This window comes from Bremerella volcania, assembly GCF_007748115.1.
Classification (GTDB): Bacteria; Planctomycetota; Planctomycetia; order Pirellulales; family Pirellulaceae; genus Bremerella; species Bremerella volcania.
Window position 1 is genome coordinate 2,971,206 of sequence record NZ_CP036289.1, and the last position, 15,352, is coordinate 2,986,557.

The 15,352-nt window shown below is 58.5% G+C and carries 12 protein-coding genes; 11 read left to right on the top strand and 1 reads right to left on the bottom strand.

The window, feature by feature from the left end; all coding sequences use genetic code 11:
* Positions 1-151: 151 nt before the first annotated feature.
* On the bottom strand, positions 152-2,092 hold the full coding sequence (locus Pan97_RS12180) for a glycoside hydrolase family 97 protein (protein WP_165698721.1): 1,941 nt from the start codon (positions 2,090-2,092) through the stop codon (positions 152-154).
* A gap of 512 nt (positions 2,093-2,604) precedes the next feature.
* On the opposite strand from Pan97_RS12180, the gene Pan97_RS12185 reads away from it, so the two are divergent.
* The 11 genes from Pan97_RS12185 to Pan97_RS12235 all read left to right on the top strand — a co-directional run bounded on the left by Pan97_RS12185 (position 2,605) and on the right by Pan97_RS12235 (position 15,307).
* Complete coding sequence (locus tag Pan97_RS12185; protein ID WP_165698722.1) at positions 2,605-3,570, top strand: DUF1559 domain-containing protein; 966 nt, start codon at positions 2,605-2,607, stop codon at positions 3,568-3,570.
* A gap of 54 nt (positions 3,571-3,624) precedes the next feature.
* Positions 3,625-4,575, top strand: coding sequence for a DUF1559 family PulG-like putative transporter (locus Pan97_RS12190; protein WP_144972893.1), 951 nt, complete (start codon positions 3,625-3,627; stop codon positions 4,573-4,575).
* Positions 4,576-4,578: 3 nt separating this feature from the next.
* Positions 4,579-6,114 carry a DUF1549 domain-containing protein gene (locus Pan97_RS12195; protein WP_144972895.1) on the top strand — a complete coding sequence of 512 codons (1,536 nt, stop codon included), beginning with the start codon at positions 4,579-4,581 and terminating at the stop codon, positions 6,112-6,114.
* Positions 6,115-6,150: 36 nt separating this feature from the next.
* Complete coding sequence (locus tag Pan97_RS12200; RefSeq protein WP_196782373.1) at positions 6,151-7,431, top strand: DUF1501 domain-containing protein; 1,281 nt, start codon at positions 6,151-6,153, stop codon at positions 7,429-7,431.
* Positions 7,428-8,852, top strand: coding sequence for an EF-hand domain-containing protein (locus Pan97_RS12205; RefSeq protein WP_144972897.1), 1,425 nt, complete (start codon positions 7,428-7,430; stop codon positions 8,850-8,852). Before Pan97_RS12200 ends, Pan97_RS12205 begins: the two co-directional genes overlap by 4 nt.
* Before the next feature lie 284 nt (positions 8,853-9,136).
* The gene (gene coxB / locus Pan97_RS12210) at positions 9,137-10,090 is read left to right on the top strand and encodes a cytochrome c oxidase subunit II (protein WP_144972899.1); all 954 of its coding nucleotides are present in this window, start codon (positions 9,137-9,139) and stop codon (positions 10,088-10,090) included.
* 2 nt (positions 10,091-10,092) lie between these two features.
* On the top strand, positions 10,093-12,315 hold the full coding sequence (gene ctaD / locus Pan97_RS12215; RefSeq protein WP_144978355.1) for a cytochrome c oxidase subunit I: 2,223 nt from the start codon (positions 10,093-10,095) through the stop codon (positions 12,313-12,315).
* Positions 12,315-13,127 carry a cytochrome c oxidase assembly protein gene (locus tag Pan97_RS12220; RefSeq protein ID WP_144972901.1) on the top strand — a complete coding sequence of 271 codons (813 nt, stop codon included), beginning with the start codon at positions 12,315-12,317 and terminating at the stop codon, positions 13,125-13,127. Before ctaD ends, Pan97_RS12220 begins: the two co-directional genes overlap by 1 nt.
* Positions 13,124-13,339, top strand: a complete 216-nt coding sequence (locus Pan97_RS12225; protein WP_144972903.1) for a hypothetical protein — start codon at positions 13,124-13,126, stop codon at positions 13,337-13,339. Before Pan97_RS12220 ends, Pan97_RS12225 begins: the two co-directional genes overlap by 4 nt.
* Positions 13,332-13,859 carry a QcrA and Rieske domain-containing protein gene (locus Pan97_RS12230; RefSeq protein ID WP_206668928.1) on the top strand — a complete coding sequence of 176 codons (528 nt, stop codon included), beginning with the start codon at positions 13,332-13,334 and terminating at the stop codon, positions 13,857-13,859. The genes Pan97_RS12225 and Pan97_RS12230 overlap by 8 nt, the downstream gene beginning before the upstream one ends.
* Complete coding sequence (locus tag Pan97_RS12235; protein WP_144972905.1) at positions 13,856-15,307, top strand: cytochrome b N-terminal domain-containing protein; 1,452 nt, start codon at positions 13,856-13,858, stop codon at positions 15,305-15,307. Before Pan97_RS12230 ends, Pan97_RS12235 begins: the two co-directional genes overlap by 4 nt.
* Positions 15,308-15,352 lie beyond the last annotated feature (45 nt).

Consider the following 15,352-nt stretch of genomic DNA (forward strand, 5'->3'; position numbering starts at 1 on the left):
TCTTCGGGTGGATAGCAAACGCCAAGATTTTAGCCCAATGGATAACCGCTGAGAACTGAGCAATCGGTAAAATCGCTATAAATTCACTAGATTTTCAGGGCGTCGCAAGTCTTTAAACAGCATTGTGTTGCGCTGCTATTGGGAAAGATGGCTACCGCTTAATAGGAGCAATCCGGATGGCTTCGCCACTGTTGGGCAGCAGAGTGAGTGTCAGCTTGGTTGTGGCGTCAACGGTCAGGTTCTCGATGCGCACCTTGGTCTTGGTCTCCATGTTGGGGTCGTCTCGATAGCGGCGGGCCTGGTACTTCGCGTCCGGCGAAAGGAACGTCAGCGGCAGGCCCAATTCACGCTTCTGGTTGGCGTTCATCGCGCCCACGAACCACACATCGCCACTGCGACGAGCGATCACGGCGTACTCGCCGATTTCGCCATGGATGACCTTGGTCTCGTCCCAGACGGTCGGAACCTGCTGGAAGAATTCCAACTCAGGCGAATCGACAATACGGCTTCGCGAGGACTTACCGTCTTGCTGTTGAGTTAGTGGCGTGTCGTACCAATACAGGAATTGCCATGGCGAATAGGTGCACACGGCCTTGGCCAACTGCTGACCATGCGTCCATAACTGATCAACGCGCGGGTCGAAGTAGCAGATGGTGTGATCCGCCGCACCGGCCAGGTTTCGGGTGAAGAGCGTTGTGACGGCCATGCTGGTCGATGGCTTCGCCTCGTCTCCCCGGACTCCTTCTTGCGTCATCAGGTTGGGATACGTTCGCGAGTAACCGACGGGGCGGTATTCGTCGTGGATGTCGACCATTAATTGGTGCTCGGCGGCCTTGCGCACGGCCTCATGCAGCCATGAAGTCCACTTCTGCGAACCGGTGTTCACAAATCCGTACTTCACGCCGGCGATTCCCCAACTCTTGTAGAGCGGCAGGATTTCGTCGAGTTGTTTCTCGAGCGCCCTACGATTGACGTAGACGATGATGCCGATGTCTCGCTCATGGGCATACTTGACCATCTCTTGTAGATCGAGCGGCCCGGCCGAACGTCTTGGGTCTAGGGTGACGGTCGTTGCGTCGGAAGCATCGTCGTATTCGTAGCCATACCAACCGGCGTCGAACTCCACGTATTGAAAGTTATTGGCGACCGCGAAGTCGATGGCGGCCTTGGCTCCGTCGTTGGTCAGACTGATCTCGCGCAGCACCTTGCCGGGCTTGATCCAACTCGTGTCTTCGATCGCGCACGGCTCATTCAAATTGAGGATCAGATCGTTGTTTTCCAGGAGGTCGCCAGGCGTGTTGCCAATCAAAATGACGCGCCACGGCGTTCGCACGAACGTGCCGGAGGTGACTTCGCTTTGTAGTTGGCTCATGACGGTCGGCCGATCACCGGTGACCGACTTCAAACGCATCATCGGATAGTTGATCGCACCTGCTTCGGCGACCGCGGCGTAGCGATACGCGCCAATCTGAATCGTGAGTGGCCTTTCGACGTTGGCACCCAGTTCGACCAGCCGCACTTTCTCGTATTCGCCTTGGGCGGCATTGGTACGCCAGGCCCAGGGGGCGCCTGGGAAGCGAAACTCGGTTCGCTCTTCCACCAGCGTAATCGGCTTGCCATCACCGACTAGCATTCGGAAACCGACCCCCTGGTCGTAGCAGCGGACTTCCACGTGCAGCGCACACTTGGCTTTCGTATCTTCGCACTGGAACAACTGGAAGTTGTAGTTGTCGGCGATCTCGGACCGCTCGCCATACACCGGCTTCCACGTGTTACGAATGCTCGACACTTTCGTGGTTTGTAAGAGCCTCAAGTGGTCGCCAATGACCGCATGGTCGTTTCGCACGAAGGTGATCGTGCTGTCATCCACCAAGACGTCACCGTCCAACTTCACTGAGTAGTTCAGCTGGCTCTTCTGGTCGACTTCCTTGAGATCGACGTGAACCTGAATGCGTCCATTGGGTGACGTTAGTTGCTCGGCCAGCGACAGGCGGCACGCGCCGGTCACTACGAGAACGAAAGAAACCGCCCATGGAAAGAGCATTCGTTTAGCAAGTAGAGGTCGAGCAGTTGTAGGTCCAACCGTGATCATGGGCAGGTTCCAGGCATTGGCGGGATCGAATAGTGGTGGGCTGCCTTCCAATATAGTTGAAATCATAGGTACGTGTACGCAGCGATATTCCGACGGGTCGTTCTTCCCCTGGAGTGACTATGGTTCGAACCGGCCACAGATAACTCACAACGTCAGAGATCGAGAGGCGGTAATTACTGGTCCGCTCCTCAAAAAAAGGAATCGCGTGTAGCGCAATACGACATGGATGTCGTATCAACCGACACCATGAGGTGGCTGTTGGTCATGACGTTTTGTCACGGGCACTTAATCTCGAAAGAAATTGACGAAATCCAGGAGGAAACCCCCGTTTCCTTTTGGAATGATTCTTGCAGAGATTGCTGATCTGATTTACAACGCAACCGAAAGTTAAAGCTAGCCGTTAGGCACCCAGGCTCTCTCAAAAAGCCCAAGGCACCTCGCGATTGCGACGCTTGGAAACAAATGCGTTCCATGTGTTTTTTTAATCGAAGAGTTCCTGGGAGATGCCTACCGTGTCACGTTCACGTCCGTCTGGTTTTACGCTGGTTGAATTGCTGGTGGTGATTGCCATCATTGGGATTCTAATTGCCCTTCTATTGCCGGCAGTGCAACAAGCTCGCGAAGCGGCTCGGCGCATGCAGTGCTCGAACAACATGCGGCAGATCGGCCTGGCTTGTCACAACTACCACGATACATTTCGTACGTTTGCTCCGGGCCGATTGGTCTACAACGGTTTTGATTCTTCAGGAAACAGCACCAAGGTCGTGACTGGGTTTCTGGCGATGATCATGCCGTTCGTCGAGCAGGGAAACCTTTCGAACATCTACAACCAGTCGTATGGCTTTGACGATCCAGCGAACCACGATGCCGTCAACACGCCGATCGATATTTACCTCTGCCCGAGTGCCCCCGGCGGTGATCGCAAGATGCCCCTTTACGCTGGCTGGAACATGGGCTGGACGACCGACCCGACCGCTTTAGATCCAAGCGTGACCGGTGTGGCGACCGACTACCAGGGTATTCGCGGTATGCACGTGCTCGATAGTTCCGGCAACCATACCGACGTACCAGGCCGCGAAGTTGGCATTCTGAATGAAGCGGGCGCCGACTTCGCCGACATCACTGACGGGACCAGCAACACAATCCTGCTGTTCGAAATGGCCGGTAAGCCCGTTCACTGGAATATGAGCAAACAGCTGCAAGTTACCAACGCCCAGTTTTACGGCTATGGACCCTGGTCCGGGAACAACGGGGTGATGATCTACAACTGGGAAAGCGATGGAAGCGCCAAGGGTTGCGACGGCTGTACCAGCTACATCAATATCGACAATGAAACGGCCCCCTACGCGTTTCATCCCGGCATCATCAATGTGGTGCTGGCCGACGGCTCCACGCGCACGATTCCTGAAACGGTCGATACGCAAACGTTCCTGAACTTGTGTTTCAAAGCTGATGGCAACGTAGTAGGCGACTTCTAAAATCGTTTCGCCCAAGTTACGTGTCCTGCCCTGCCAACCGAGGAATCGATTGACATGTTTGGTCAACAACAAGATCGTCTACTTGACCTGATCGTGGCGACCGCCAGCGTACTGCTGGTGGTCGCGATTGGTACGCCTTGGTTGGCCGGGGCAAGGGAAGAGTCGCGAGCCACTCTCTGCGAAAAGAACCTCTCTGTGATTGGCAAGGCCTGCCTGGCCTTCGCGGAAGTCCATCAAGATTCCTTGCCCAGCAACGGGCGCGAGCCCCATCGCGGCTGGAATACATTGGTTCTTCCCTTCATGGATCAGGCCGCACTTTACGATCAGTACCAGCTGAGTCGCGAGTGGTGGGACGGGGCTAACCAACAGGTCGGAGCAACACACCTAAGTGGGCTCGTCTGTCCTTCGGCTCCGCACGGCGATCGTGAAGTACGACTGTTAGACCCGGACGGCAAGGAGTTCACCGCGGCAGCGACCGACTACGTGGCCTCTTCAGGGGCTTACCTGCTGACCAACGTGCAAGAGCGACTCTATCGCGGCGCGATGGCTTCGCCCGGTCGATACTACGGCGGATCGAAAGTAACCGCCGGTCACGCGATCAAGCTAAGCGACATCACCGATGGCCGAGCCAATTCTTTTTTGGTGGTCGAGATGGCCGATAAACCGAACGAGTGGCGAAGCGGCAAGCTGCATGCCCACAAGACCGATGACGAGGAACATCGCCCGTTGGTGGAAGGGTTCAGCTTTGGACAATGGATCGCACCCAACTGGAACCACCTGCGTTCCTACGATAAAGAGGGTCGCAACCAGTTCGGCCGGTGCGCGGTCAACTGTTCCAATGGAGGCTCGATCTACGGCTTTCATCCCCAGAAAGCCCACGCATTGATGGCCGATGGAAGCGTCGCCCCGTTGCGGGCCGGCTTGGAACAGGAAGTGATGGTCGCGCTAGTCAGCATCGCCGATGGCGAGTTCATTTCAGCTGAAGACTACCAGGCCAACGAGTAATTCATGCAACGTGTTTTCCTTGTCTGTTTGCTTTCCGCGATTCCAAGTGGCGTTTCAGCACTGGGCGACCAACCAGAGGGCGTCGTTCAAGAGGTGAACCGGCAGCTTGCGCAGTTGCTGGAGTCGAATCACCACGAACTTGCCGATCGGACCACCTTTCTGCGTCGCGCGTCGCTCGACCTGATCGGACGAATTCCCACGGCCGCCGAAGCGCGAGCGTTTGTTGCCAGCGAGGATACAGAGACGCGTGAGCAAGCGATCCGGCGGCTTAGCCGTAGTCCGGCCGCCGCGAAGCATCTGGCAACCTTCGTGCGAACCCTTTGGTTTCCGCAAACGTCCGTCGCGCCTTACGAGTACCTGGCTGGCGATACCGAGGCCTGGATCGCGGATCAGTTGAATCACGATCGTCCGCTCAACGAAATCGCCCAGCAGCTGATCTCGGTTTCGTACGCCCCACAAACGAGCGAACAAAGCGGCGGCCCGATGGGCAGCCTGACGACCCCCAAGACGCTGATCGAAGCGAACGACCACCGTCCCGAACGCATGGCAGCCAACGCGACGAGTTCCTTTTTAGGGGTCGATCTCAGCTGTGCCCAATGCCACGATCATCCTTTCGATGCCTACAGCCAAGAGCAGTTCTGGCAAACGGCGGCGTTCTTTGTGCCCAAGAGCCGCTTCGAGGAAAACCGCCCTTGGTATGAAATCGAGATCAAGATTCCCGATGCCGGCAAGTCAGTTGCTCCCGTGCTATTCACCGGTGATTTGCCCTTGGAAAGCGAATCGCCTGACTTGCAGCTCACCTCCGGACGGGAAGTCTTCGCCACGTGGGTCGGTCAGGCGAACAATCCTTTCTTCGCCCGGCGGACCGTCAATCAGTTGTGGGCCGAATACTTTGGTGCGCCGCTGGTCACGCGACAGCCCGATCAAATCGCCAGCCCGGTGCGCGAGCAAGCCCTGGAGATTCTGGCCGAAGCATGGGTCGAGCATCAATTCGATCTGCGTTGGCTGGCCGAAACGATCGTCTCGACGGATGCCTACCAAATCCACCATCGCGGCCCGGCCACCACGGCGACCGATCCTTTTCCTTACATGACGACGCGCGGTCTGACGGGCCCGCAGCTATACGACAGCCTGAATATCGCCGCCGGAAAACCACCGATTCGCGGCGACCTCGACTCGGCCGAGCAGCTTCACGATCGCCAGGCGTTCCTTGAAATGTTTCCGGCCTATCGTAGCGTCGACGTCGAGCGCTGCGTGACCCAGGCACTTTCGCTGATGAATGGCGAGAAGATTGCCCGGTTGAGCGATCCGAACTCGAACCCATTGGTCCGAGGGCTGGCCGCCGCTCCGTTTCTCACCGAGCGGGAATGTGTCGAGAGCCTCTTCTGGTCAACGCTTAACCGGCCCCCAGGCGAGCCCGACTGGCAGCAACTGCGGGTAGCAGGCTACCTGGAAGACGACCCGGCCACGCGTGCCCAGCGACTGGGGGACTTGTTTTGGGTGTTGGTTAACTCCGTTGAGTTCAACACAAATCATTGACCGCGCGGAAGTCCGCGTCATTTAAGGGAAACTACCGTGCTTCAAGGAATTAGCCGCCGCCTGTTCGGAATGTCGCTGGCCGCTGCCTCTTCATCAATGATGCTGCAAGGTAGCTGGCTGCGAAGCTTGTCCGCCGCCGAGAAGACCTCCGACACGAAGGTGAAACGCGTCATTCTGCTATGGCTGCACGGTGGACCGGCAACGATCGATCTGTGGGATTTGAAGCCCGAGCACGACAATGGTGGTCCGTTCAAGGAGATCGCCACCAAGACGCCTGGCATGCGAATCTCCGAGCACTTTCCCGGTCTGGCGAAATGGTCCGATCACTGCGCGATCGTCCGCTCGATGACGTCCCGCGAAGGTGACCATGGCCGTGCCGTGCACCTGGCGCGCACCGGATACATTCCCCAGGCCGGCATCGACTTTCCAGACCTCGGCGCGCTAGTCGCCCAAGAACAGGCACAGTCGGAGGCCCCCCTGCCCGGCTTCATCAGTATCGCTCCACCGCAGCGTCCGGCAATTGCCAGTCGAGGGTTTCTCGATACAGCCGCTTCCCCGCTGGTCGTGGGAGAAATGGCCAAGAGCGTCGACGATCTGGTCGTGCGAGACCTGGAGCAACGATCGCCGCTCGGCCAGTCGCGACGAGTCGACTTGCTTGGCCAGATGAACGAGCACTTCCTGGCCCAAGGTTCCGACCGTAAGGCCATTGAACTAGCCGCTGCCACGCAGCGGGCCCTGCGGATGATGCATCCCGATGTGGTCGCGGCGTTTGATTTGGAACGTGAAAAGGACTCGGTACGCGATCGTTATGGCCGTACCATTTTTGGACAAGGCTGCTTGCTGGCACGTCGTCTGGCCGAACGAGACGTGCCGTTTGTGGAGGTCTCGCTGGGCGGATGGGACACGCACTACGATAACTTCGGCCGCGTCGCGGGATTGTCGTCCCAGCTTGACAGCGGCTTCGCTTCGCTGGTGCAAGATTTGAGCGAACGGGGCATGTTGGAAGAGACGCTCATTCTTTGCCAAGGCGAATTCGGAAGAACGCCCAAAATCAATGCCAACTCCGGCCGCGATCATTGGCCCAAGGCCTGGGCGGTGATGGCCGCGGGGGGACCGAACTGCCATGGGCAGGTCATCGGCAGCACCAGCAAGGACGGAACGGTCGTCGAAAGTAAGCCATACCAGGTGCCCGACTTGATCGCCACCGTTTGTGCCAGCATGGGAATCGACCCGATGAAGCAGAACGATTCGAACGTCAACCGGCCAATCCGCATCGCCGATCCATCCGCTGGCTTGATCGAGGAACTGGTTGGATGAGAAACGCGTGCTTGTTAATCGGGTTTGCGCTGGTCACGATTCTTCCGCGATTCGTCTTCGCACAGGAAACGTTCGAAACCACCGTCGTCCAGATGACGACCGGCGACCAGATCGAAGCTTGGGCATTGACGATTCAGGCCGATGGTCAGCCGGTTGCCAAGCGCGCCGGTGAAGCGACCGCGGCGTTATTCCATTTTTATGACCTGAACAACGACCAGCGGCTTGATGAAGTGGAATCACAGACGATTGCATCTCCGGCTGGACTGCGTCAGCTTCCACTCGGACGACTGCTGCCCACCATGGTCCAGCGTCCCACGGATATCGATCCCAACGAGGATGGCCTGATAACCCTGGACGAATTTCAGACGTACTACGCGGCTTTCAGCAAGGCTGGGTTATGGTTGACCAGCGACGTGACGCCCCGCAACGCCGAGATGAATGCAGCGCTGCTGCGTGCTATGGCAATCATGCCAGGCGACAAGGTCGATCCAAAGCGGATTGAGCGTAGCATGATGCGGTTGATGACATTGGATATGAACGCGGACGAACTGATCAGTCCCGGCGAACTACTTCCCCGGCATGTCTACCCGGGGGTGACACCGACGCGATTGGTGTCAGGCGACAACGTATCGGTTCATTCGTTTGGCATCATCCAAGTTCGGCAAGGAAATGCCGCCGCATGCGATCACCACTGGGCGATCAATCTTTCCCCAGACGGCGCGAGCCTGCAGGACCTGAGTTCCCCCCAGACCAAGGTTAACGCGCTGACTTCCACTTCCATCGCGTCTACTGCTCGTCTGCACGTGACCACCCCGAGTAACTCCCGAGCCGAAGCCTCGTTGGCCGAGCTGGCAAGTCAGTTTGCCAGTAGTGCCGGCGAGGATAACGAGATCAAGTTGAGTGAAATCGCCGGAATGCAGAATCAGGTTGACCTGGAGAACCTTATCCCATTGGCCGATCGGAATCGAGATGACGTCTTGACCGCCCAGGAGTTCGCCCAGTGGCAGGTCGTGGTCCAAGCTTACATTGGCTCGGTGGTTGTCGTCGCCATCCTTGATTTCGAGCAAAACCTCTTTACGGCCCTCGACGAAAACTTCGATGGTTCCCTCTCTGCTCAGGAACTGTCCGAGGCCTGGGAAGTCCTTCAGTCTGCTGGCGTCGTTCAAGCCGGTCGACTGGTACCGCGTCAATTGCCGCGTCAATTGCGTTTCGTCATTTCTCAAGGACCCAGCCAAAAACTGCTCGATCAAGGCCCAACGCAAGGTCCCGCGTGGTTTCAGGCCCTGGACCGTAATCGCGACGGACAGATTTCCCGGGATGAATTCCCTGCCTCGGCCGAGAAGTTTTCCGCCATGGATCGCGACGACGATGGCTTCTTGTCGCTGAAGGACATCGCCCCCTCCACGGATAGCCATCGCTAATACCTACCTATCCCCGTGCCCTGACCTCTAGCGAGGTATTCCTGGCATCTGCCCCCAACTGTTCGATAACGGACCGGCTCGAACGCACTCCTCACCCGTGGCAAAACGTTTTCTCTAAATTGCCTTGAATACGTAGTGCGAAAGGCTTAACGCGACTTGCCGATTGTTAAGCTGCGGTGAGCGATGTCTGATTGAATCGGATTGCGACGCGCCGGAATCTTCGTACAATCGCATCCAACAGTAAGGATTACGCTAAGCATTCAGTACCCTAGAGTTTGGAAGCGATGGAGTCGACATTTCCCGTATTCGATCCGGCATCACCCCAGGCGGAATCGATACGCGATCTGTTCGTCCAGGTGCTGATCATCAGTGCCGGTATCTTCGCGATCGTCTCGGGGCTGATCTGCTTCGCCCTCTACCGGTTTCGCGTCACCGAAAAGCTACCGGTTCAAGACTTCGGCAGCCATCGGCGGGAAATTGCCTGGATGGCGGGCCCGGTGATCATTGTCATTTGGATCGCCGTGATCAGCATCAAACTGATCCTGACCATCAACGCCTTGCCCCCGCAGTATGCCAAGGGGGGGACGGGCGACGACGGCATCGACATCATCGTCACAGGGCATCAGTGGTGGTGGGAAGTCGAGTACACCGCGTCCGGCATCGTCTCGGCGAACGAAATCCACATTCCCACCGGAAAGAGGCTCCGCGTCGCGCTGCGCTCGGAAGACGTCATTCATTGTTTTTGGGTTGCCCAGTTGACCCGCAAGATGGATGCGATACCGGGGCACGAGAACTTCGTCTGGCTGGAAGCCGACAAGCCAGGCACCTACCAGGGACGCTGCGCCGAGTACTGCGGCACGCAGCATGCCTGGATGAACTTCCTGGTCATCGCCCACGAACCAGACGACTTCAATGCCTGGCAGCAGCGAGAGCAGCAGACAGCTGCCGCGCCCAGCGAAAAGCTGGCCTCCGATGGGGCGGCCCTGTTCATGAAGCTGACCTGCTCGCAGTGTCACGCCGTTTCCGGAACCCAGGCGAAAGAAGACTTCGCGCCTGATCTGACGCACCTGGCCAGCCGATCCCAACTGGGTGCTGGCGTGATCAAGAACACGCCCGAGAATCTCCGCATCTGGCTGGCCAACCCGCAAGCCGTGAAGCCGGGCTGCAAGATGCCGAACTTCAAACTCAAAGACGAGCAACTCGATCAATTGGTTGCCTACCTGGAGACCCTCCGTTGAGCATGCCACTGATCGAAACGACGGAGACGGAAGCCGAACAGGGCTCGGCCCTGGGGCCGCTACTGACGTGGGTCAGTTCGGTCGATCACAAGCAGATCGGCATCATGTACATCTGCACGGCGACCATCTTCCTGGCGATCGGCGGGCTGGAAGCCTTACTGATTCGGTTTCAACTGCTGGTGCCTAAGAACGACTTCCTTTCGCCCGACTTCTTCAACCAGATGTTCACCATGCATGGGACCACGATGGTCTTTCTGGTGGGCATGCCGGTGCTGGTTGGTTTTGCGAACTACTTCGTTCCCCTGATGATCGGGGCTCGCGACGTCGCCTTTCCGCGGCTCAACGCGATGAGCTTCTGGCTTTTGCCGATGGGGGGCATCCTGCTGTACTTCAGCTTCTTTACCGGTGCGGCACCTAGCGCAGGGTGGTTCAGTTACGCGCCCCTTTCGACGCGGCCGTACAATCTAATGGTTGCCCAAGACTACTGGATCATCGGCCTGCTTTGCCTCGGCGTGGGAAGCGTGGCCGCGGCGATCAATATCATCGTTACGGTGCTGACCCTGCGTGCGCCGGGGATGAGTTTGCAGCGCGTACCGCTCTTCGTCTGGATGAGCCTGATGACGGCGATCCTGACCGTGCTGGCCTTGCCGGCTTTGAACGCGGCGCTTGCCATGCTGCTGATCGATCGCTTCCTGGGTGCGGCCTTCTTTCAGCCGGAACGTGGCGGATCGGCCGTCTTGTGGCAACACTTCTTCTGGGTGTTTGGCCATCCCGAGGTTTACATTCTCATTCTGCCGGCATTCGGGATGGTCTCGGAAGTGATCCCGACTTTTTCACGCAAGCCGATCTACGGCTACGCGTTCGTGGCTGGCTCAAGTGCCGTGATCGTGCTGCTGAGCTACGGCGTGTGGGCTCATCATATGTTTGCCGTTGGTTTGGGCATGGGAGCCGACATCTTCTTCGCGGTCGGAACGCTTCTGATAGCGCTACCCACTGGGGTAAAAATCTTCAACTGGACCGCGACCATGTGGGGCGGTGCCATTCATTTGACGGTCGCCATGCAGTTCGCGGTGGCCTTTCTATTAGAGTTCGTGATCGGGGGACTCACCGGCGTGATGTTCGCCGCCGTGCCGATCGACTGGCAGTTGACCGATACGTACTTCGTCGTGGGGCACTTTCACTACGTGCTGATTGGCGGAACGGTCTTCGGGCTGTTCTCGGCGACTTACTATTGGTTCCCGAAGATGACCGGGCGTATGCTCAGCGAACGCCTGGGCCGTTGGCAGCTGTGGCTGTGGGTGTTTGGACTCAACGCGACCTTCATGTCGCAGCACTTGCTCGGCGTGATGGGCATGCCGCGGCGCGTGTACACCTACGACGACAACCCAGGCTGGATGCTGCTGAACATGGTGGCCACCGCCGGAGCCGTTGCCATGGCCACCGGTACGCTGGTGCTGCTGTGGAACATCGCGATCAGCCTACGCAGTGGACAGCCGGCCGGGAACAATCCGTGGAACGGCTTCACGCTGGAATGGGCCACTACCTCGCCACCTCCGCCCGAAAATTTTGAGACGATTCCCGAGGTCAAAAGCCGACGTCCGGTTTGGGACCTAGACCAGCCTGAGCATGCCGACTGGAAGTCCTCCAAGACACCAAGCGATAATGGCCGACGCCCCGACAAGGCGATGGTATGTGCCTGGACGTTCATCGCTTCGGAGGCGGTCTTCTTTCTGCTGTTGTTGGTATCTTACGTGGTCTTCAACTCGCAAGAGCTGGCAGGACCGACCTCGGCCACGGCGCTCGATGCCACACGTACCGGGGCGTTCACCGTCTGCTTACTGCTGAGCAGCGTCACGTTCTGGTTTGCCGAACGGGCCTTGAAAGCAGGTAAGTCGCAGCACTTCCGGGGCTGGCTCGGTTTGACGATCGGCCTGGGGACGGTGTTCATGTTGGGGCAAGCCTGGGAATACATCGGATTGATTCAAAGTGACGTTACCGTCGACTCGAATCTGTTCGCGGCGACCTTCTTCACCGTGACCGGATTTCATGGATTGCACGTCACGGCAGGGCTCATCGCGCTGTCGATTTTGCTGGCCCTGGCGATCGGCGATTCATTCTCCAGCCAGCGAAGCAAAGTGTTCGGGGCCGTCGGCGTTTACTGGCACTTCGTCGACGTGGTTTGGATTATCGTCTTCCTGATTGTGTACATGGGGTACTTGCAGTGATGACGTTTCTTACGAGTCCGTCCCTTTGGAACCTCACCTCGCCGGTGTGGCTGGTGGTGGTGCCGCTGCTTGTCGCTGCCATGACGTGGCGAAAGCAGTTCGCCGGTGCCAACTGGTGGTGGCTGGCCGTCGCGGTGGTCGTGCTAATTTTGGCCTTCGTTTCCCCGATTGGCGTGCTGGCCAGTGGTTACCTGTTTAGCGCTCACATGGTGCAGCACCTTTTGTTGCTGTTGATCGTGCCCCTTGCCCTGATGCTGTTCCTTCCACGCCAGCTGATCGAGTCGCTGCTTAATCGACCGAGCCTATCGAAGTTCAGCGCGCTGCTGTCCATACCGATTGTCGGCTGGGTTGCTGGTCTCGGGGCAATGTGGCTGTGGCACGTCCCCTCGCTGTGCAGCGCGGCGACCCAAAGCGACGCTTTGGGTTTCGTTCGCAGCGCGACGTTCCTGGCGGCAGGCCTGGCGTTCTGGTGGCCCATCTATTCGCCGGTGGCTCGCTTTCGGTTGGATCCGCTGTTGGCAGTGATCTATTTGTTTTCCGCGTGTGCCGGATGCACGCTGCTGGGAATCTACATCACCTTCACGCCGGTGTCGGTCTGTCCGGCGTTTGCCAATCCGGTCGATCGGGTCGGCATCCTCACGTCGCTGTATCAAGCCGGCTTCACGCCGATGGTCGATCAGCAACTCGGCGGGCTGTTGATGTGGGTGCCCCCTTGTTCGCTCTATATCTGTGCGATTCTCAGCGTGCTGTGCCGCTGGTATGCGATGGAAGATCACGCTTCGAATGAGAACCTACCGGAGGCTTCCCTATGAGCGAAAGTGAAGTCGCCAGTTCGCACGAGTCCCCCACGCCGCAGCCCACCTATGCCCCGGCGGCGATGGCCCTGGGCATCATGATGCTGCTGTGGGGCGTGACCACGATGTGGATCATGTCGCTCGCGGGGCTGGGGGTGATGGCGTGGTCGCTGTGGATGTGGATCAACGACATCCGTCTTGATTGGAAGAAGGAAAACACTGGTGAGTGATAGTCCCGAAACAAGGTCCCCTTCGTCGGACGAAGACCGACGCGGCTTTCTGACCAAGCTTTGCCTGGGCTTGTCAGCGCTGATCGGCGCGATGATCACGCTGCCAGGCGTCGGGTTCGTGCTCGCCCCGGTGTTTGCCCGGCCCAAGCAAGCGTGGCGGAAGCTCGGCAAGCTTGACGAGTACGAAGTCGGCAAGACCGTCAGCGTCGAATTCAAAGACACGATCGACCAACCCTGGGCTGGCGTCACGGCACTGAGTGGCGCCTGGCTGCGGCGCGTTTCCGAGAACGAGTTCATCGCTTTCTCGATCAACTGCCGGCATCTCGGCTGCCCGGTGAACTGGGTCGAAGACGCTTCCCTGTTCATGTGTCCGTGTCACGGGGGTGTCTATTACGAAGATGGCGAAGTCGCCGCCGGCCCTCCGCCCGAGCCGCTGGCCCGTTACACCGTGCGGGTGAAAGACGGTTTCGTCGAGATCGAAACGTCGTCCGTTCCCTTGACCACCAACGACCAGGTATGACGATGCTGGGCAAGATCTGGAATTGGATCGACGATCGAAGCGGCTTCTCCGATGTCGTCATGCCGATGCTCGAGCATGTCGTCCCCCGCGATGCGCGGTGGTGGTACGTGTTCGGTAGTGCCACGCTGTGTGCGTTCATTATCCAGGTGTTGACCGGCGTCGCGCTGGCGATGGTCTACGTCCCTGGCGGCGACGCGGCGTATGAAAGCCTCGTCTACATCACCAACGACGCCACGCTCGGCTACCTGGTGCGCGGAATGCACTACTACGGGGCGACCGCCATGGTCATGCTGGCCGTCATTCACATGACGCAGGTTTTCCTGCACGCCTCGTACAAGTACCCGCGTGAGATGAACTGGATGAGCGGCGTCGTGCTGCTGTTCGTCGTGCTGGGTATGGCCTTCACTGGGCAGTTGCTGCGGTGGGACGCTAATGGCGTGTGGTCGGTGATGGTCGCCGCCGAGATGGCTGCTCGGGTACCGTTTGTCGGCGGGTATATTTCCCAGTTTCTGATGGGGGGCGAAACGGTCGGCGGTTCGACGCTCAGCCGCTTCTTTGCCATCCACGTCTTCATCCTGCCGGGGCTGATCTTCGCAGGCGTCGGTCTGCATTTGTGGCTCATCCTCCGGCACGGCATTTCCGAAATGCCCAAGGCCGACCAGCCGGTCGACCCCGAAACATACAAGGAACAGTACGAGGGGCGCCTCGAAAAGACGGGCGTGCCGTTCTGGCCGATTGCCGCCTGGCGCGATGTGGTGTTTTCCACGATCATGGTCGCGGTGATCCTAGGTTGTGCGATCTTCGTCGGCCCCCCTTCGCTCGGCCCGGCCCCGAACCCGGCGAACATTCACGCCAACCCAATGCCGGACTGGTATTTCTGGTGGTACTTCGCGGTCCTTTCGATGTTGCCGCCGGAACTGGAGACCTACGTCATTCTGGGGATGCCGATCCTGGGGGCGATCGGTTTGTTTATCGTTCCCATGCTTTCCAATCGCGGGCATCGGGCGCCGTCGAAGCGTCCCTGGGCCGTGGCAACGGTCATCGTGGGGGCGACGGCGTTTGTCGTGCTGACGATCTATGGCTACCGCAAACCATGGTCGCCCGACTTCGACGTCAAACCGCTGCCGCCGGAGGTGGTGCGCTCGGACGACCCCAACATCCAGCACGGAGCGGTCCTGCTGCGCGACAAGGGGTGTCTCTATTGCCATAACGTCGACGGCTTTGGCGGGTATCGCGGGCCGGAACTCTCGGTGATCGGCGACCGCTTGGATCGGGGCGAACTGGTCATCCGCATCAATAACGGCGGCTACAATATGCCGTCGTTCGCCTCTTCGCTGACTGCGGAAGAATTGAGCCAGATGGTCGACTTTCTGCTCACCCGGACCGACCATCCAAGCGCCGAAACCGAGGAAAAGTCTTCCGACGAGCCCCCACGTGGTCAGCAGTGAAAGACGGATTAGGACATCAATTTGCCATTAAATTGACGAAAGTTC